Here is a 19,521-nt window from a genome sequence, read left to right as displayed (position 1 = left end):
CCGACAGCCCGGGTTCCGACAGCCCGGGTTCAGGGGTAGGTGCGGGCGTAGGCCTCGGAGATGGCCATGACCTTGCTCACATACGACCACGAGTGGTTGTAGAACCAGATGGCCTTCTCCAGCTTCTTCCCGCCCTGTCCGGCGCCGTTGGCGCACAGATAGTTGGCCGCCGAGGGCACGGCGTCGTAGGGGCTCCAGATGTCGGCGACGCCGTCCCCGTCGCCGTCCACCCCGTACGCCTTCCAGGTGGCGGGCATGAACTGCATCGGGCCCTGCGCCCCCGCCGACGAGGGGCCGTTGTTGCGCCCGTGCGAGCTCTCCACCTGCCCGATCGCGGCCAGCACCGTCCAGGACAGGCCGGGACAGACCCCGGCCGACCTGCGGTAGAGCTCCAGATAGCTGCCGGGCCGCCCGACGGTCGCCCGGCCGGCCGCCTGCGGCCGCGCCGTCGCGGCGGGCGCCTGCGCGTCGGACTTCCCGGTGCCCACCGCCACCACCTGGGGCCCCGCCCCCAGCAGTTTGCGCACCCCCGTCTCCAGGGTGCCGGCCGCCTTCCGCGGGGCGTGCACCAGCAGCGCCACCCCGGGCAGCAGTCCCAGCCGCCGCCCGGTCTCCACCCCCACCAGCCCGTCGACGCCGGGCAGCCCGAGGCGGGCCGAGGCGGCGACCCGCAGCCGGGGCCCGCCGTCCACCTGGTAGTGCGATCCCAGGACCAGTCCCAGGCGGCGCACCGCCTCGCCGTCGGCGACGACCTCGCCCCGCAGCAGCGCGTTCCAGACCTCCTGCTGACCGGCCACGCCCTTGGGCGCCCAGGCGCGGAAGATCGCCGGGTCGACCGCGAGCAGGTTGAGGCCGGCCCCGGACAGCGTCACCGCCCCGCCGTCGAAGGAGGCGATCTTCTCGACGTGCTTGAGCCCGGCGATGTCCTCCTTCGTCCGCTCCGGGAGGGTGGCGCGGGAGATCACCATCAGCCGGGGCGGGGTGAGGGAGATCCCGGGGCCCTCGGCGGCCGGGGCCGCCTGGGCCGGCGTGGCGGCCTGGGCGGGAGCCCCGGTCTGGCCGGCCCGGTCGGGAGCCCCGGTCGGGCCGGCCCGGTCGGGAGGCGCGGCCTGACCGGGAGCGGCCTGCGGGCGCCCGACCTGCGGGGCGAGCACCGCCAGGTCGGGGACCTCGCTCCTGGCCACGGGGGCGGCGGCCGGCAGGAGGGGGCGCACGGCCAGGAACACCGCGCCCGCGGCGGCCCCGAGGACCGCCAGCCCGGCCAGCACCACGATCACTATCCTCATCCCGGGAAGACGCACCTTTCTGTCGGCGTTTGCCCCAGCATGCCGTGATTCGTACCGTCGTGGGAAAACTCACTTGCCGGGCGGCCGTTTCGTGGGCGAGAGTCTGAGCGATCCACGCCTGGGGCGTGCGGAAGGGGTGCATCGGTGGTCGGGCCGTACCGGGGGCTGTTCAGCACGCCCGGTGTCAAGGGTTTCGTGATCTCGGGTTTCATCGGGCGGATGCCCATGTCGATGCTCGGCATCGGCATCGTGCTGCTCATCGAGGCTCTCACCGACTCGTTCGGCATGGCGGGCGCGGTCGCGGCCACCGTCAACGTCTCCTACGCCATCGCCGCGCCCCTCATGGGACGCCTGGTGGACAGATTCGGTCAGGCCAGGGTAATCGTCCCGCTCGTCATCACGCACGGTGCCGCGCTGGCCGCCCTGATGCTCTGCGTCGAGTTCGGGGCTCCCTTCTGGACCCTCTTCCTCACCGGCCTCGTGGTCGGCGCGACCGCGGTGCCGCTGGGCTCGCTGGTACGCGCCCGCTGGACCCACCTGCTGGCCGGATCCGGCCAGTTGCACACGGCGTTCTCGTTCGAGTCGGTGGCCGACGAGGTCATCTTCGTCGCCGGCCCGGCGCTCGTCACCGCCCTGGCCACCATGATCAACCCCTTCGCGGGCCTGATCGTGACCCTGGTGTGCACCGTCGCGGGCACCCTCGTCTTCGCCATGCAGCGGGGCACCGAGCCGCCGATCCGGGTCGGCGAGCGGCACTCCGGCAGCCCGATCACGATCCCCGGGATCATCCTGATCTCCTGCGTCTTCCTGGCCATGGGCGCGGTATTCGGCTCGGTGGACGTGATCACCATCGCCTACGCCGAGGAGCACGGCGTCAAGCCGGCGGCCGGGCTGCTGCTCGCCTCGGTCGCGGCCGGCAGCATGGTCTCCGGGCTCTGGTACGGCGCGCGGCACTGGAAGATCTCCCTGCGCAGCCGGTTCGTGCGCGCGCTGGTGGTGTTCGCGGTGGGACTGACCCCGATCGCCCTGATCGGCGACGTGCGGGTGATGGCGGTGGCGCTGTTCCTGGCCGGGCTGGCCATCTCCCCCACGATCATCACCGGCTACTCGCTGATCGAGCGGCTGGTCCCGCCCTCGCTGCTGACCGAGGGGATGGCCTGGGTCTCCACCGCGGTCGGGTTCGGCGTGGCGGTCGGCGCCGGGGCCGGCGGGCGGCTCACCGACGAGTTCGGCGCCTCCAGCGCCTACGCGTTCTCCTTCGGCTGCGCCATCCTGGCCGCGGTCATCGGGATCGCGGGCTCCACGTCGCTGCGCGCCCCTGTTGCTTCGCCGGAATCATGAGTACCGTTCATATTTATGCGCGAGTTCCGTAACTGGGCGGGCAACCAGTCCGTCACGCCCGCCGAGATCCGTACGCCCTCCTCGGTGGAGGAGGTCGTGCGGGCCGTACGGGACGCCTCGGCGTCCGGGCGGCGGGTGCGCATGACCGGCACCGGGCACTCGTTCACCGGCGTCGCGCTGACCGACGGCCTGCTGCTGCGGCCGCACGGGCTGACCGGGATCCTGGAGACCGGCGACGGCTGGGTGAGGGCGGCGGCGGGCACCCCGCTGCGGGTGCTCAACGAGGAACTGCACCGGATGGGCCTGGCCCTGGCGAACATGGGCGACATCACCGACCAGACGCTGGCCGGCGCCATCCAGACCGGCACCCACGGGACCGGCCGGGACGTCGGCGGGCTGGCCGACCAGGTGCTCGCGCTGGAGCTGGTGCTCGCCGACGGCGAGGTCGTCACCGTCCGCGCGGACGACACCGGCGACGGGCGCGACCTGTTCGACGCCGCCCGGGTGGGCCTGGGCGCGCTGGGCGTGCTGACGGCGGTGACCTTCCGGGTCGAGCCGTCGTTCCTGCTGCGCAGTACCCGCGAGCCGATGGCGCTGAGCGCGATCCTCGACTCGCTCGACGAGATCACCGCCAAGAACGAGCACCTGGACTTCTTCTGGCTGCCGCACACCGACACCTGCCTGGCCAAGCGCAACAACCGCAGCCCGGGGCCGGCGAACCCGCCGAGCGCGTTCAAGCACTGGCTGGACAACAGGTTCCTGGAGAACACCCTGTTCGGCGTGCTGTGCGCGGCGGGCGCGCGCCTGCCCGGCGCGATCCCCCGGCTCAACGCGGTCTCCGCGGCGGCGCTGTCGGCGTCCACGCACACGGACGTCTCCTACAGGGTCTTCACCAGCGTGCGGGAGGTGCGGTTCCTGGAGATGGAGTACGCCGTCCCGCGCCGCCACCTCGCCCAGGCCCTGCGCGAGACCCGCGACCTGGTCGAGCGGCGGGACTGGAAGATCACCTTCCCGGTCGAGGTACGGGTCACCCCGGCCTCCGACGCCTGGCTGTCCACCGCCTACGACCGGGAGACGGCCTACATCGCCTGCCACATCTACCGGCACACGCCCAATCCGGCCTACTTCGAGGGCGTCGAGGAGATCATGACGCGGCTCGGCGGCCGCCCGCACTGGGGCAAGCTGCACACCCGGGACGCCGCCTATCTGAGCACGGTCTATCCGCGCTTCGCCGACTTCCTGGCGCTGCGCGACCGGCTGGACCCGGGGCGCCTGTTCTCCAACGCCTACCTGGAGACCGTTCTGGGCCCCTGAGCCGCCGCAGTCCGGTTCCGGGCGTGGAGGACGGCACGTCCGGAACCATGCCCGGAACAGGGCATGCCGGTAAAAGGGTGCGCCAAGGCTCCGGCGAAGAATGGCGCTCCCGCGTGTCCCGGGGTTCCCGCACCGCGTTTCCCGGGCACATTCACAGGGCCTCGCCCGTCCCGAACCCCGAGGGAGCCCTCTGGAGATGATCTTCTCCTGCCGTCCGGATCCGCCGTATCCCGGCTCTTCGCCCAAGTGCACGGCGGCGCGACGGGTTATTCGGCAGAATCCCCGGGGAACGTCGGACCTGCTAGTCCATATTCGTGACCGGTAAGGGATGAAAGACGTAAATGTGACGCGCGTCACATCATCGCTAGCCCCCTCCGGCAAGGCGATGTTCGGACATGCCGGGTACGGTGCTGGCAGGCAACCGGCACACGCGAGAGACTCAAGGGTCCGGGGGAAGAATGAGCACGACGACGAAGGGACTCGCATGCAGGAGCTCCGACTCGTCGCGGTGAGCGAGGACGGGACCTACCTCGTGCTGGCGACAGCCGGCCGGGGGACCCGGTTCACGCTGCCCGTCGACGACCGGCTCCGTGCTGCCGTCCGCGGCAACTTCTCCCGTCTCGGCCAGTACGAGATCGAAGTGGAGAGTCCGTTGCGCCCGAAGGAGATCCAGGCTCGCATCCGTGCAGGCGAGACCGCGGAGGAGATCGCCGCGACGGCGGGCATCCCGGTCGAGCGCGTGCGGTGGTTCGAGGGTCCCGTCCTCCAGGAACGCGAGTACATGGCCCAGCAGGCACAGCGCTGCGCCGTACGGCTGCCCGGCGAGTCCTCCCCCGGTCCGACCCTCGGCGATCTCGTCGCCGAGCGGCTGACCCGGCGCGGCGTGCCCGCCGACGAGATCGACTGGGACTCCGCCAAGCGCGACGACAACCTGTGGCGGATCAAGCTCGGCTTCATGTGGAACGGTCACACGCGCAACGCCGAATGGCTCTTCGACCCGCGCCGCCGCCACATCACCCCGCACGACGACGAGGCCATGCGCCTGTCGGCGAGCGAATACGTCGATCCGGTCGAGGACAACACGGTCACGCCGTTCGTGCCGCGGGCGGCCAAGCTCGCCCCGGTGCCGCCGCTGGGATCCGAGCCGCTGAACCAGCCGCCGGTGTCCTTCCCCACGGTCATCCGGCAGGAGCCCGCGACCCCGGCCCGGCCGGCCTACCAGCAGCCCGAGTCGCCGGCGCCGTACTTCCGGCCCGACACGCCCGCGGCCGCCGAACTGCCCGTGGCGCCGGAGCTGCCCGCGGCGTCGGAGCTGCCCGCCGCCGGCACGGGCCGCGCCGCTTCCGAGCTGCCCGCCCCCGAGCTGCCCAAGGCCGCCCCGGAAGCGCCCAAGCCTTACGAGCGCCCGCCGATGCCTCCGCTGCCGGAGGGGTTCGACGGCCCGTCCATCCCCGCGGTGCCGCCGCTGCGCGCCCCCGGCCCGTCCGCCCCGGAGCCTCTCAGGCCCTCGGCCAGGACCGCGCCGGCCCAGGAGACCCCTGCGGCTGCGGCGCCCGTCAGGGCCACGGAGCCCGCTCCGGGACCGGCCGTGACATCCGAGTCCGCCCTGCGGGCCTCCGAGCCCGTGACGGCCCCCTCCGAGCCCGCACGGCCGGACTCCGCCGCCACGACCGCCGCGTCCGGCGACCCCGCGAGCGCCTCCCGGACCCCGTCCGAGCAGACGTCCTCCCCGGAGGCGGCGTCCGGGCAGGGCACGGCCTCCGCAGGCGTCACGGTGCCCGCGCCCACCGCCCCGGCGGAAGGGACCGGCCAGGCCGCCGCGTCCGGTGCCGCGGCGGAGACGGCGGGCGACCGCGCCCCCGAGGCGGAGAGTGCGCCCCGTCCCATCGCCGAGAGCGCGTCCGGCCCCGCCGTCGAGAGCGGATCCCGTTCCGCTGCGGAGGCGCAGGGTGGATCCCGTCCCTCCGAGGCGCCGACCGGCGACGTCCGCACGCCCGAGACCGGGTCCGATCCCGCCGCGACGGCGGGGACTGGCGCGGACGACGGCGTACGGACCGACACCGGCACCGGTGCCAGGGCCGACGAGGAGGCCGGGGAGACCGCTCCCGACCGCAGGCCCGCCGCCGGACCGGCGCCGGAGGCCGAACCGGCCGCCGACTCGTCGATCGCGGTTCCCGCGGCCCGGGTCAGCGTGGACAAGCTGAACGGCAAGCCCTCGGAGGGTGGCACGGCGCCGGCGGAGCCCGCGCAGGAGACGCACACGGGCAAGCCCGCCGAGCCCCCCGCGGCCGAGCAGCCCGCCGCGGCCGCGGAGCCGCCGGCCCCCGCGCCCGCACCGGTGCCCAAGCCCGCCCGTCCGGCGAAGAAGTCCCGGGGCCGCCGCGCCTCCGTGCCGACCTGGGACGAGATCATGTTCGGCGCCCGCCGCCCGGACTGACCGCCCACGCCGTACACGCCCCACGACGGCCGCCGACACCACCGGCGGCCCCACCGTGGGGCGATCGGCGTTCAGACCGGAGGTCACCTCCGGCTATCACCCGGAAACATCCGATCGGCTACCGGTGATGCTCGGCCGTTCGCCCAACTACCGGTGACGCTCAATCAGAGGTCGCCGACGGCCGCCCGGAGACCTCCGGCGACTCGGCGCTTCCGCGTGATTCGGCGGCCCTCGGCGGTGGGGCGCTCTCGGACGGCTCGGAGACCGTGGGCGACGAGCCCTTCGGCGGCCCGGAAGCCGTCGGCGGCTCGGAGGTTCCGGGCGAGGTGGAGGCCCTCGGCGCCGGGGCGGTCTCGGGCGGCTCGGAGGCGTTCGGCTGGTCGGTGGTTCCGGGTGGGGTGGAGGCGATGAACGGGGCGAGCCAGTCGGGGGTGACCTCGGCGATGAAGTCGACGCCCTGGGCCTCTCCCGTGTCCAGGGCGGCGTAGCCGCCGGTGCCCGCGCCCACCCCCGCGGTCACGGTCAGCAGCCCGGCCCTGCGCTGGAACCAGGTCTGGCTGAGTGACCAGCCGACCACCGCACGCCGCTCCACCACCGCCTGGGACCGGCGCAGCGATCCGGACCTGACCGACAGGCGGGAGCCGTCGTAGGTGTGCCCGAGCGAGCGGTAGCGGTCGAGGCCGAGCGGCACGCCCAGCGCCGCCAGGACCAGGGCGGGCGCCGCGAGTGCCCACCAGAACCCGGACCAGGTCACGGCCGCCGCCGTCGCGCACGCGGCGACCACCAGCCACGGGAAGATCGCCCTGAACAGCCTGCGCCTGCGTGCCGCCGGGGGGTGGGGGCGCAGGCTCGTCATGATCGGGCCGATCGCCTCCCCGACCACCTCGAGCGCCACCTCGCGCGGCACCACCGGCAGCAGCTGGCCGCGGGTCTCCGAGTCACCGAGGCCGGTGACGATCGCCCACGCCCTGGCCATGCCCGTCCTGCGCTCGGCCGGGCCCTCGACCAGCTCGAACCCGCGTACCCTGCGGCGCTCCAGCGAGACGCTCCTGCGGTTGACCAGGCCGCGGTCCGCCACGAGATAGCCCTCGCGCGCCCGCAGGGTGAAGTCCCAGTTGAAAACGGAGTACATCACCACGCTGACGACCGGCATGGCCAGCAGCAACACGGCGAAGCCCGCGACCAGCAGCAGGGGATGCTCCCACAGCCACTCCCCCGCGTTCCACAGGATCCGCCGGTCGATGTTGAGCTCTTCGCCCCACTGGAAGGCGGCGCCCACGGCACCGGCCACCAGCGCGAAGGGGGTGAGCAGGTACGCCCCCGACAGAGGGCCGTAGGTGAGCCACTTACGCGGCACCGCGAGGAACACGCGTTCGGGGGTCGTCTCCCCGACCTCGTGACGGACTTCCGCGGATCCCGCGGCGCCCGGCATCATCCCGGCCGGGACGCCCATGCCCGGACCGCCGAACGGGACGCTCACGCCGCCCGCGCCCGAGCCGCCGGCGGCTGGAACGCCCGCCCCTCCCATACCGGGACCATCGGGGATACCGGGACCACCGGGACCACCGGGACCAGCGGGACCAGCGGTGCCCGGGATCTCGGCACCGCCCGTTCCGGGGCCGCCGATCCCGGGGACGTCCGTTCCGGGAGCGCCGGTCAGCGGGATGCCCGGACCGTACGCGCCGGGAGCACCGGTCAGCGCGCCGCCCGCCGTACCGTGCCCCGTGGCCTCCGCGGCACTCCCCTGCGCCGCCGCGGCGCGCCGGGCCATGCGGGCACGGGCGTGCCAGAGCAGTACGGCCTTGAGCCGCTCGGCCTCGGCCACGGTCACGCCGTCGAGCTCGCCCTCCTGCTTGTCGGAGCCGCCCGCGCCGGTGTCGATCCTCAGTACGGCGATGCCGAGCAGGCGGTGCAACGGCGGCATGCTGACGTCGACGCCGCGCACCCGCTCCAGCGGGATCGTCCGCACCGACCGGCTGATCAGCGCCCGGGTGAGCTCCAGCCGGTCGCCGACGACCTGGTAGGTGAAGGTCGCCCAGCGCACGGCGGAGTAGACGACGGAGCCCACGATGGCGAACGCCGCCCACGCGAACGAGCCGGGCGAGAACCCGCCGATGAACAGGACGCCGGCCAGCGGCAGGAAGAGCGAGGGCAGCATCCGGATCGGATAGGTCAGCAGCATCTTCGGACTGAGCCGCAACGCCGGCACGGCCGGCACGCCGTACGGCCCCGGAGCGGACGGCCCGAGACCGGGAGCCCCAGGAATGATCTGCCCGGGAGCGGACGCGCCGAAGCCTGGAGCCCCGGGAACGGGCGAATCAGGACCTGGAGCCCCAGGAGCGGGCGAGTCAGGGCCGGGCGGTCCGGAAGCGGGCGGCTCCGCCCCGGGCGGTCCGGAAGCGGACACGCCGGGGCCGGATGGCCCTGCTTGAGGCGAACCGGGACGGACCGGTCGGGAGCCGGACAGGTTGGAATGGACCGGCCCGGAGGCGGATGAGTCGGAGACGGATGGTTCCGGATGGACCGGTTCGGAGCGGACCGGTTCGGGGGTGGACGGGTCGATCACGTCGCGTCGTCCCTCAGTTCCTCGGCTCGGCGGGCGAGTTCGGCGGCGAGGCCGGCGGCCACCTCGTAGTCGAGGCCCTTGATCGTGGACGATCCCGCGTGGGAGGCCGTACGGATCTCCACCGTGGCCAGGCCGAACATCCGCTCGAACCAGCCCTGAGCCTTGTCCACGGTCTGGATCCGACTCACCGGCACGAAGACCCAGTCCCGGCTGATCCAGCCCGACCGCGCGTAGACCACGTCCCCGGTGAGCTCCCAGCGGTGCGTCGCGTAGCGCCACAACGACTCGGTGACCGTCAGGCCGAGCAGGACGATCCCCGTCAGCCACGGCAGGAGGTCGATGTTGCCGGCCACCCAGCCGGGCAGCCAGGAGTTGTCACCGGCCCCGCCGGCCAGCCAGGAGGCGTTGCCGATCCAACCGGCCAGAAGGTACGCGACGAGGGTCAGGATCGCCGTCCAGATCACCCCTTGCAGCAGCCACAGGCCGATGGCCCGGCGGGACACCGGGTGGGCCGGGTCGCGCAGGGGGACGCCCGCCGTCCGCCCGGCCGGACGAGGGTGTTCGCCCACTCCGCCACCTCTGCGCGTTCCGTCTTCTATGTCCCTTTTCGCGCCGCTTTGGTCGTCCACACCATCAGCCTAAAGGGTCATGTTCCGGCGGGTGAGAGGGCCGTGTCAGCCATATGTCAGCGGCCCCGTCCCCGCGTCAGCGCGCGGTCGGAAAAGTGTCAGTGGGGCTCGCCATGCTTGATGAACGAGCCGACGAAGGAGAAACGAATCATGCGGTATGCCATCCAGGCGGAAGGCTTGGCCAAGCGCTACGGGGAGACCCGGGCGCTCGACGGAGTCGACCTCGCGGTGCCGCAGGGACGCCTCCTCGGCGTCCTGGGACCGAACGGCGCGGGCAAGACCACCGCCGTGCGGATCCTGGCGACCCTGCTGCGCCCGGACGAGGGCCGGGCCACGGTCGGCGGCTTCGACGTGACGAAGGACGCCCACCGGGTGCGCTCGCTCATCGGCCTCACCGGACAGTACGCCGCCGTGGACGAGATGCTCACCGGCGCCGAGAACCTCATGATGATCGGCCGCCTGCTCGGCATGTCGAGGGCCGACTCCCGGCGCAGGGCGGAGGAGCTGCTGGCGAGGTTCGACCTGTCGGAGGCCGGCGGGCGGGCCACCAAGACCTACTCGGGCGGCATGCGCCGCCGTCTGGACCTGGCGGCCAGCCTGGTCGGGCGGCCGCAGGTGCTGTTCCTCGACGAGCCCACCACCGGCCTCGACCCCCGGAGCCGCACGGAGCTGTGGAGCGTCGTGCGCGGCCTGATGGCCGACGGGGTGACGGTCCTGCTCACCACCCAGTACCTCGAGGAGGCCGACCAGCTCGCCGACGACATCGTGGTCTTCGACCACGGCAGGGTGATCGCCTCGGGCACCTCCGACGAGCTGAAGGCGACCACCGGCGCGCAGGTCCTGGAGGTCCGCCCGCTGGAGGCCGCCCACCTCGACCTGGTCGCGCAGGTCGTCACCGACGTCATCGGCGAGACCCCCGACCTGGGCGGCGGCAGGGTCACCGTGTCCGTCCACGATCCGGCGGCCGTTCCCGCAGTCGTCCGCCGGCTCGACGACCTGGGCGTCGTCGCGACCGAGCTGGCGCTGCGCAAGTCCAGCCTCGACGAGGTGTTCCTGGCCCTGACCGGCCACCGGGCCGAGGAGTCCGCCGGGGAGAAGGAGGAGGTCTTCGCATGACGACGATGACGACGGCGGCCACGACGACGATGCCGGCCACCGGCAGGCACGTCACCCCGCTGGCCACGCTCAGGCAGACCATGACGCTCTCCTGGCGCAGCCTGGTGCAGGTCAAGCACAACCCCTGGGAGCTGCTCGACCTGAGCATCCAGCCCATCATGTTCCTGCTGCTGTTCACCTACGTGTTCGGCGGCGCGATCTCCGGGTCGACGGGTGACTATCTGCAGTTCGCGCTGCCCGGACTCCTGGTGCAGAACGCCCTGTTCTACACGCTGTCCACCGCGATCGGCCTGAACACCGACATCACCAAGGGCGTCTTCGACCGGCTGCGGAGCCTGCCCATCGCCCGCACCGCGCCGCTGTCCGGGCGGATCATCGCCGACACCGTCAAGCAGGTGTGGGCCTTCGCCCTGCTCGTCGGCTTCGGCATGGTCCTGGGCTTCCGGGTCGAGACCAGCGTGGCCGGTCTGCTGGGCGCCCTGGCGCTGCTGGTGGTGGTCGCCCTGGCGATGTCGTGGATGTCGGTGCTGATCGGCCTGAAGGCCTCCAGCCCGGAGAAGGTGCAGATGATCGCCTTCTCGACGATGATGCCGCTGACGTTCACCAGCAGCGCGCTGGTGCCGTCGCAGACCTTCCCGAGCTGGCTGGAGACCTGGTCCGACATCAACCCGGTCACCCACCTGGCCGACGCCATCCGCGGTCTGATGATCGGCGGCGAGGTCGCGGCGCCCACGATGATCTCCCTGCTCTGGGCGGCCGGGTTCGCCGTGGTCTTCGCCCCCCTGGCGATCCGCGCCTTCCGCAACCGCGTATGACCTGCACATCGTGCATGAACCGCGCACAAGGCCACATATAAGAACGCGACTCCGCGGGCCCGCCGTGGCATGATCCCTCAGATGCGTCCGCGGGGGGCGCGTCCGGGGCGGGCCGCCCCGGACAGGTCGGCGGAAGGCGGGGTGGTCGCGTGCTGGTGGTCCATGGCGCGTGGGTGGACGGCAAACTGGGGCTCTGGGCGGAGGACACCGCCCGGGGCCCCGTTCCCGTCTCCCGCGCAACCTCGCGCCCCCACCCCTTCGCGACCCCCGCCCACCTCCTCGCCTCCGCCCTGTTCCCCACCGGCGGCCCAGGCCCTCTCCCGACCGCCGCCGACAACCACCCTGCCGCCGACGACGGGCGGACCGCTCTCGCGGCGACCGCCGGGGCGGACCGGGCGGCAGAGCTGGTCCTTCTCCTGCCGGGGTCGGCGAAAGGCCCGTCACCGTCGCCCGAGTCGGGACTCTCCGCCACGGCGCGGAAGCCCAGGATCCTCCCCTGGCGCGTCCCCGCCCTCCTGCTTCCCCCCGCCGAGGCCCTGCGCCTCCTCGACGAGGTCCTGACACTCCAGCCGGGCGGCAGCGTGGCCGACCCGGAACTCACCTCGCCGCCCCAGCCCGGCGACGCCGGAACAGGCCCGGACCCGGACCTGACGCTCCAATCGGGTGACACCGCGACCGGCCCCGGCCTTCCGGTCTTCCCCGGCGCCCTCGGCGGCGGGTTCGGGCAGGCGCCCCGGTGGATCCCGGGCCTGTCGCTGCGTTATCTCGCCGTCGTGGCCGAGCACGCCCGCTCCCTGGTACGGCGGGGCCGGATCCTGCCCCAGCTCACGGTCGAGCACGGCGTGCACGCCGCCCGCTGGCGGCCGGTGCTGACCGGGGACGACCGGGCCGCCTTCCGGGCCCTCGCCGCCGCGATGCCGCCGGTCTGCCGTGCCGCAGGCGAGGAGCGGCCGTCCGCGGAGGTGCTGCGCGAGGCCCTGGACGGGCTGGCGGACGGCGCGGCGCGGTCGTCGCTGCCCGACCGCCTGATCACCGGCCCCCGGCCGGGGACGAAGACGGCGCTGCCCGACCGCTGGCTGCACGCGCTGACCGGCGAGGACGCCTCACTCCCGGCGGCCAGGCCGGCCGAGGCGGCGGAGCTGGGCCGGGCCCTGGACGGGTGGTTCGCCGCGGCTCACGAGCTGGACGGCCCGGTCCGCGCCTGCTTCCGGCTGATCGAGCCGGCCGGGGACGACGACCTCTGGAGGGTGGAGTTCGGCCTGGCGCCGTCCGGTGCCTTCCCCGCGAGACCGCACGGACCGGAGGCGGGGACCCGCCACCGGCCCCCCTCGTCCGGTGCCGCCCCCTCCGGAGCACGGGAAACGGACTCCGGGACCCACCACCTGCCCGCCTCATCCGGTGTCCCCGCCTCGGGACCGCAGGAGGCGGGGGCGGAGGCCCCGTACCTGTCCGCCGATCGGATCCGTTCCGGGGAACGGGCGGCGTGGCTGCCCGAGCGGCCGCTGGAGCTTCTGCGCGCCGAGCTCGGGCGTGCCGTACGGCTCCATCCCGACCTGCACCTCGCGCTGCGCGATCCGGAGCCGTCCGGGCTGACGGTGGAGACGGCCTGGGCGTTCTCGTTCCTGCGTCACGGCGCCCCCGTTCTGCGGGCCGCCGGGTACGGCGTGCTGCTGCCCGCCTGGGCCGGGCGTCAGGGGCTGGGGCTCAAGCTGACCGCCCGCATGACCGGTGACGATCCGGGAGCCGGGCTGGAGGGCGCGGTGAGCGTCCGGGTCGAGGTGGCCATCGGCGATCACACGATCGGCGAGGAGGAGCTGGCCGAGCTGGCCGCCCGCCGGATTCCCCTCGTCCGGATCGGGGACCGGTGGGTCGAGCTCGACGACGTCCAGCTCAAGGCGGCCATGCGGGCCGTCGGACGGCGAGGCGGCGGCGAGACGACCGTGGGGCAGGTGATCCGGGAGATCGTGGAGGGCGGTGACGAGGAACTGCCGCTGGTCGGCGTGGACGCCGACGGTTTCCTCGGCGACCTGTTCTCCGGCGAGGCCGACCGCCGTCTGACCCCCGTCGCCACCCCGGACGCCTTCCGGGGCACCCTCCGCCCCTACCAGGAGCGGGGCCTGTCATGGCTGAGCTTCCTGTCGCGGCTCGGCCTCGGCGGCGTGCTGGCCGACGACATGGGCCTGGGCAAGACGGCGCAGACGCTGTCCCTGCTGCTGGCCGAGCGTACGGCGGGCGGGCCGCCGCCGACGCTGCTCGTCTGCCCGATGTCGCTGATCGGCAACTGGCGCAAGGAGGCCGCCAGGTTCGCCCCCTCGCTGCGGGTCTACGTCCACCACGGCGGGGCCCGCATGCGCGGGGAGGAGCTGGCGGCGGCCGTACGGGAGGCCGACCTGGTCATCACCACCTACGGCACGGCCCTGCGGGACCTCGGGGCGCTGGCCCGGCTGGAGTGGGACCGGGTCGTCTGCGACGAGGCGCAGGCGATCAAGAACAGCGCGGCGCTGCAGTCGCGGGCGGTGCGCTCGATCCCGGCCCGGACCCGCCTGGCACTGACCGGCACGCCGGTCGAGAACCACCTCGCCGAACTCTGGTCGATCATGGAGTTCTGCAATCCCGGCCTGCTCGGCCCCGCCAAGCGCTTCCACCTGCGCTATCGCGAGCCGATCGAGACCAGGGGCGACGAGGACGCCACCCGGGCGCTGAAGCGGGCCACCGGGCCGTTCGTACTGCGGCGCCTCAAGACCGACCGGTCGATCATCTCCGACCTGCCCGAGAAGCTGGAGATGAAGGTCTGGTGCACGCTCACCCCCGAGCAGGCGGAGCTGTACAGGGCGGTGGTCGACGACATGCTCGTCAAGATCGACGGCAGCGAGGGCATCGAACGGCACGGCAACGTCATGGCGACGATGACCCGGCTCAAGCAGATCTGCAACCACCCCGCCCACCTGCTCAAGGACGGCTCCCCCCTGGCCGGCCGGTCGGGGAAGCTGGCCCGGCTGGAGGAGATCGCCGCGGAGGTCGTCGAGGAGGGCGACAAGGCCCTGGTGTTCACCCAGTACGCCGAGTTCGGCTCCCTCCTCGCGCCCTACCTCGCCGCCCACCTGGACCGGCCGGTGCTGTGGCTGCACGGGGGGCTGTCCAGGAGCAGGCGCGAGGCCCTGGTCGAACGCTTCCAGAACGACGACGAGCCCATGCTGTTCCTGCTGTCGCTGAAGGCCGCCGGGACCGGGCTCAACCTGACCGCCGCCAATCATGTGATCCACGTGGACCGGTGGTGGAACCCGGCGGTGGAGGAGCAGGCGACCGACCGGGCCTTCCGGATCGGCCAGACCAGGAACGTGCAGGTCAGGAAGTTCATCTGCGTGGACACCCTGGAGGAGCGGATCGACGAGATGATCGAGCGCAAGAGGTCGCTCGCCGAGAGCGTGGTCGGCACGGGTGAGGACTGGATCTCCGATCTGTCCACCGAACGGCTCCGCGAACTGTTCACCCTCGGCCCCGGAGCGGTGAGCTGACATGGGCCGGGAGCCGTACATCACGATGGGGCCCGGACCGGAGACCCGCACGGAGCGGGAGCCGTACGCCGGGATGGGACGCGGGAGGAGCGGGGGCCGGTGACGTACGAGGAGAATCCGAACGTGGAGAACGTGGAGAACGCGGAGAACACGGAGACCGGGGCGCGGGACCGGCCGTTCGAGGAGCGGCTGGGCGACTTCTACTCCCCCGCCGTCTCGCTGAACGGCCTGCGCCCCCGCGCGGGCGGCGCCGGGGCCCCCGCCGACCTGCTGCTGCGCGCGCTGGAGCCGCCCCAGGTCAAAGTGCGGCACATCCCCCTGGTCGACCTGCTGAGAAGGCCCTACCGGGAACTGTCCGGAGGCTGACCCCGACCGGCGCGCCGGCCCTGCGGTCAGCCGGTCAGCCGGTCAGCCGGTCAGCCGGTCAGGGAAACGATCTCCTCGCGCGGGAGGGTGCGGCCGTGCTCGTAGGAGCGCCGGAAGTCCTGCTCTCCCAGGGCGGCCCTCGCGCGTTCGGTGATCCGGACGTGGTCGAAGTCGATCACCGACTCGATGCCGCGGATCGCCGCGGCCCCGCCGAGCAGGACCGCCGCCCTGGCGGGGTCGGCCTCGGAGAGCGCCAGGCCCGCGAAGCCGATCAGCACCATGCCGAGCACCCAGGAGTCCGACGAGGTCAGGGCCTCCTCCAGCGCGGCGTCCAGGAGCCGCCGGGCCCGGGCGAGGTCGCCCTCCTGCTCGGCCAGCAGGCCCAGTGATGCGTCCGCCAGCGCTCTGACCTGGACCGGCATGCTGACCTCCTCCTCCACCACCTGCAGGGCGCGGGCGTAGTGGCTCTTGGCCTCGACGAAGCTCCCGCTCTCGCGGGCGAAATCCCCCCTCGCGAGCAGGAGGGTCACCGCGGCCACGCGGTCCCCGCCCCTGAGGGCTTCCCGCAGGGATTCCTCCAGCAGCCGGCCGGCGGTCACCCGTTCTCCCAGCAGGTTGAGCCCGACGGCGAGCCTGCCGCGCATGTAGGCGACCTCCTCGGCCGAGCCCGTCTCCTCCAGGACGGCGATGGCCTCGCGGACCTTCTCCACTCCCCTTTCCGGCTCACCGCGCACGAAGTCCACCTCCGACAGGGCGGCCAGCGCGTTGCCCAGGCCCCAGCGCTCCCCGATGGCCCGGAACCCGGCCAGGCAGGTCGTGAACTCCTTCTCGGAGACGTCGATCCGGCCCGCGGTGAGGTGCTCGTACCCGTGGAACAGGTGTCCCAGGGCAACCACCCATGGATCGGGGTGGGAGAACACGTCATCCAGGTAGCGGCTGTCGCCGCGGGGAAGCCCCTGGAAGACCGCGACGACCGGGCCCGTTATCACGACCATGGGATGCCAGGGAGGCGTGAGCTCCTCGCGCGCCAGCCGGGTCGCCTCGGTCAGTTCGCTCAGCGCCCTGTCCAGCTCGATCCCGGCGCCCATCGCGTTGGTGCCGTAGGCCGCCCTGGCCAGGGCCAGCGGTTCGGCGGGGGCCGCCCCGTCCACCAGGTCGAGGACCTCGCGGGCGCGCTGGGCGCCCTCGACGCGGTGACCGCGTATCCACCAGTACCAGCCCAGGGCGCCGACCAGCCGCAGCGCCAGGTCCAGCCGCCCGGCCTCGGTGGTCCAGCGCAGCGCCGCCGAGATGTTGTCGTGCTCGCGGGACATCTCGGCGATGCGCACCGGCTGCCGGTGGTCGCGGAGCCCGGGGTCGGCGGTCTCGGCCAGTCCGGTGAAGAACTCCGCGTGCGCCAGCCGTACCCGGTCCCGCTCGCCCGACTCGGCCAGCCGTTCGGCGGCGTAGGCGCGGATGGTCTCCAGCATCCGGTAGCGCGCGGCGGTGTCGTGGTCGACGACCGCCAGCAGGGACTTGTCCACCAGCCGGGCCAGGACGTCGAACACGTCGGCCCGCTCCAGGTCCGTCCCGGAGCAGACCCGCTCGGCCGCCTCCAGGGTGACGCCGCCGGTGAAGACGGACAGGCGCCTCGCCAGCGCGCGCTCCTGCCCGTCCAGCAGGTCCCAGCTCCACTCCACCACCGCGCGGAGCGTCTGGTGGCGGGGCAGCGCCGTACGGCTGCCGCCGGTCAGCAGCCGGAACCGGTCGTCGAGGCGGTCGGCGATCTGGCCGGCCGACAGCGACCGGAGCCGGGCGGCGGCCAGCTCGATGGCCAGCGGCATCCCGTCGAGCTCGCGGCAGATCCGCACCACCGCGCCGATCTCCGCGCCGGGCAGGTAGCCGGGGCGGACGGCCGCGGCGCGCTCGGCGAACAGGCGGACAGCGGGATAGTCCAAGGCCCCGTCCGGTTCCCGGCCGGCGGGAGGCAGCTCCAGCGGCGGCACCGGCCAGGTCAGCTCTCCCGTGATCGCCAGGGGTTCGCGGCTCGTGGCCAGGACGCGTACCCCGGGGCAGCCCGCCAGCAGCCGGTCGGCGAGCGCGGCCACCGCTTCGACCAGGTGTTCGCAGTTGTCCATGACGATCAGCAGGCGCTTCCCCTTCAGGGCCGCGACCAGACGGGAGGCCAGGTCGCGGGCGTCCTGCCTGGGGAGGGCGCCGGGCGGGGGGACCGGGGAGCCGTCACGCAGCTCCAGCGCCGAGAACACCGCCTGCGGCACCTCGGACGGCTCGGCCACCGGGGCGAGCTCGACCATCCACACCCCGTCGGGCATCCGCCCGGCGACCGCGTCCGCGGACTCGACCGCCAGCCGGGTCTTGCCCGCGCCGCCGGGTCCGGTCAGCGTGACCAGCCGGTGCCCTTCCAGCAGGTCCGCCAGCCGGGCCACGTCCCGCTCCCGGCCCACGAAGCTGGTCAGCCTCGCCCGCAGGTTGCCGGGCCGCGCGGGCCGGTCGCGCTCCCCGGGCGTCCCGGTCCCGCCGGAAGGCCCGTCGCTCCCGGAGGACCCGCCACTTCCGGAGGAGCCGGTCCTTGCGGAGAACCCGCCGGAAGACCCGCCGGAGAATCCACCGGAAGACCCGCCGGGCGTCCCGGACCGGGTACGGCCCTCCGGCGCGGCGCGGCCCTCGGACCACTCGTGGCGCAGCATGGACAGGTGGAGCCCGGCCAGCGCGGGCGAGGGGTCCGCCCCCAGCTCCTCGGCGAAGACGGCGCGGGCCTCCTCGAAGGCGGCCAGCGCCTCGACCCGGCGGCCCGAGCCGTACAGCGCGCGCATGAGCTGGCCGCGCAGCCGTTCCCGCAGCGGGTGGGCCGCGACCAGGGCGGGCAGTTCGGCGGCCGCACCGGCGGCGCGGCCGAGCAGCAGGTCGGCCTCGATCCGGTCCTCCAGGGCGTCCAGGCGGAGGGTCTCCAGCCGGGTGACCGCGGCGGCGACGTCCCCGGCCGCGGTCAGACCGGCCAGGGCGGGGCCGCGCCAGAGGTCGAGCGCGGACCGCAGGACGGCGGCCGCCTCGGCCGCGGAGCCCGCGGCGAGCGCGTCCCGGCCCTCGGCCGCCAGCCGGGCGAAGCGGTGGGCGTCCACCCGGTCGGGGGCGACGGCCAGCCGGTAACCGGCGGGGACGGCCTCGACCAGGCCGCGCAGGTCGCCCAGGGACGCGCGGAGCCGGGACACCAGGGCCTGCAGGGCGTTGCCCGCCGCGGCCGGCGGGCTGCCCCCCCACACCCCCGCCACCAGCCGGTCGACCGGTACGGGCCTGCCCGCCTCCAGGAGCAGGAGGGCCAGCAGCGCGCGCAGCCGCTGACCGGCCATCTCCACCTTCTCGCCACCGCGGTGGATCTCCAGAGGGCCGAGGACGGTGAAACTCGTCTCCGTGTCCAAGCTCACCCCGCCCATTCCTCGATTCTGTCTGGTTGATGGCTATTGTCGGGCCATGGAACCTGGAGATCGGGTCGGCGCACCTTCCAGTTCCGCGTAGCATCATCGGGCATGGGGCACTCGAACACGTCCAGTCGCCCGCGACGCACCGCCGCAGCGGTGGCGGCCGCGGCGCTCTTCGTGCTCTCCTCAGGGTGCGGGATGGTGGGCAACGCGGCCTCGGCCGAGCGTCTCCAGCTGGAGCCGCTCAGCGTCACGAGCCCCGCGTTGCGCGACGGCGGCGCCCTGCCCTCCGACTACTCCTGCAAGGGGTCGGCCGGAAACCCGCCGCTGCGCTGGTCACGGGTGCCGGATGCCGCACGGTCCGTCGCCATCGTGGCCGACAACAACAACTCCCGTACCGGTGCCGAAGTCCACTGGGTGGTGTTCGACATCGACCATCGCACGAACGAGCTGGCCGAGGGCACGGTTCCCGTGGGAGCCGTGGAGGGCAGCACGACGAACGGCAAAGTGGGCTATACGCCTCCGTGCCGCGCCCAGGAGAACTATCGTTTCACTGTCTACGCGCTCAAGGAGAAGGTTGACCTCGGCAAGGGTGCCCCCCTCTCCGAGACTCTCAAGAGCATCGCGGACAAGACGATCGCCTGGGGACGGCTCACCGCGACACACATCGAGTGACAAGGTAAACACCGGAGGTAGTAATGGTTACCGATTCTTCACTTA

The 19,521-nt window shown here is 73.5% G+C and carries 12 protein-coding genes; 8 read left to right on the top strand and 4 right to left on the bottom strand.

What is annotated here, in order from left to right; genetic code table 11:
* Nucleotides 1-29 precede the first annotated feature (29 nt).
* A complete protein-coding gene (locus Psi01_RS06495) occupies nt 30-1,286 on the bottom strand; it encodes a lytic transglycosylase domain-containing protein (RefSeq protein WP_204063015.1) in 1,257 nt (418 codons plus the stop codon).
* Nucleotides 1,287-1,430: 144 nt separating this feature from the next.
* Between Psi01_RS06495 and Psi01_RS06490 the strand changes: the two genes are divergently transcribed.
* The 3 genes from Psi01_RS06490 (at nt 1,431) to sepH (ending at nt 6,378) form a co-directional block, all read left to right on the top strand.
* Nucleotides 1,431-2,627, top strand: a complete 1,197-nt coding sequence (locus tag Psi01_RS06490; protein WP_204063014.1) for an MFS transporter — start codon at nt 1,431-1,433, stop codon at nt 2,625-2,627.
* Between the two features lie 15 nt (nt 2,628-2,642).
* Complete coding sequence (locus Psi01_RS06485; RefSeq protein ID WP_204063013.1) at nt 2,643-3,941, top strand: D-arabinono-1,4-lactone oxidase; 1,299 nt, start codon at nt 2,643-2,645, stop codon at nt 3,939-3,941.
* Between the two features lie 484 nt (nt 3,942-4,425).
* Nucleotides 4,426-6,378 carry a septation protein SepH gene (gene sepH, locus Psi01_RS06480; protein ID WP_204063012.1) on the top strand — a complete coding sequence of 651 codons (1,953 nt, stop codon included), beginning with the start codon at nt 4,426-4,428 and terminating at the stop codon, nt 6,376-6,378.
* Between the two features lie 160 nt (nt 6,379-6,538).
* Here sepH and Psi01_RS06475 read toward each other — a convergent pair whose 3' ends face one another.
* Together Psi01_RS06475 and Psi01_RS06465 are read right to left on the bottom strand one after the other, a co-directional pair.
* Entirely contained in the window at nt 6,539-8,560 is a 2,022-nt protein-coding gene (locus tag Psi01_RS06475; protein ID WP_239127194.1) for a PH domain-containing protein, read from the bottom strand.
* Between the two features lie 380 nt (nt 8,561-8,940).
* A complete protein-coding gene (locus Psi01_RS06465; protein WP_239127190.1) occupies nt 8,941-9,513 on the bottom strand; it encodes a PH domain-containing protein in 573 nt (190 codons plus the stop codon).
* A gap of 210 nt (nt 9,514-9,723) precedes the next feature.
* Here Psi01_RS06465 and Psi01_RS06460 point away from each other — a divergent pair, with 210 nt between their 5' ends.
* The 4 genes from Psi01_RS06460 to Psi01_RS06445 all read left to right on the top strand — a co-directional run bounded on the left by Psi01_RS06460 (nt 9,724) and on the right by Psi01_RS06445 (nt 15,385).
* Nucleotides 9,724-10,689 (top strand): ATP-binding cassette domain-containing protein, encoded by a 966-nt coding sequence (locus Psi01_RS06460; protein WP_204063011.1) that lies wholly within the window; start codon nt 9,724-9,726, stop codon nt 10,687-10,689.
* Entirely contained in the window at nt 10,686-11,504 is an 819-nt protein-coding gene (locus tag Psi01_RS06455) for an ABC transporter permease (RefSeq protein ID WP_239127185.1), read from the top strand. Before Psi01_RS06460 ends, Psi01_RS06455 begins: the two co-directional genes overlap by 4 nt.
* A gap of 149 nt (nt 11,505-11,653) precedes the next feature.
* Nucleotides 11,654-15,019, top strand: a complete 3,366-nt coding sequence (locus Psi01_RS06450; protein ID WP_204063010.1) for a DEAD/DEAH box helicase — start codon at nt 11,654-11,656, stop codon at nt 15,017-15,019.
* A gap of 99 nt (nt 15,020-15,118) precedes the next feature.
* Nucleotides 15,119-15,385 (top strand): hypothetical protein, encoded by a 267-nt coding sequence (locus tag Psi01_RS06445; protein WP_204063009.1) that lies wholly within the window; start codon nt 15,119-15,121, stop codon nt 15,383-15,385.
* A gap of 50 nt (nt 15,386-15,435) precedes the next feature.
* Here the strand turns inward: Psi01_RS06445 and Psi01_RS06440 are convergent, their stop codons facing one another.
* A complete protein-coding gene (locus Psi01_RS06440) occupies nt 15,436-18,807 on the bottom strand; it encodes an AfsR/SARP family transcriptional regulator (protein ID WP_239127182.1) in 3,372 nt (1,123 codons plus the stop codon).
* Nucleotides 18,808-18,909: 102 nt separating this feature from the next.
* On the opposite strand from Psi01_RS06440, the gene Psi01_RS06435 reads away from it, so the two are divergent.
* On the top strand, nt 18,910-19,476 hold the full coding sequence (locus Psi01_RS06435) for a YbhB/YbcL family Raf kinase inhibitor-like protein (RefSeq protein ID WP_204063007.1): 567 nt from the start codon (nt 18,910-18,912) through the stop codon (nt 19,474-19,476).
* The last annotated feature ends 45 nt before the right edge of the window (nt 19,477-19,521 follow it).

The sequence above is a fragment of the Paraplanobispora siamensis genome (assembly GCF_016863175.1).
GTDB classification, from domain to species: domain Bacteria; phylum Actinomycetota; class Actinomycetes; order Streptosporangiales; family Streptosporangiaceae; genus Planobispora; species Planobispora siamensis.
This window is presented reverse-complemented; position numbering and strand designations above follow the sequence as displayed.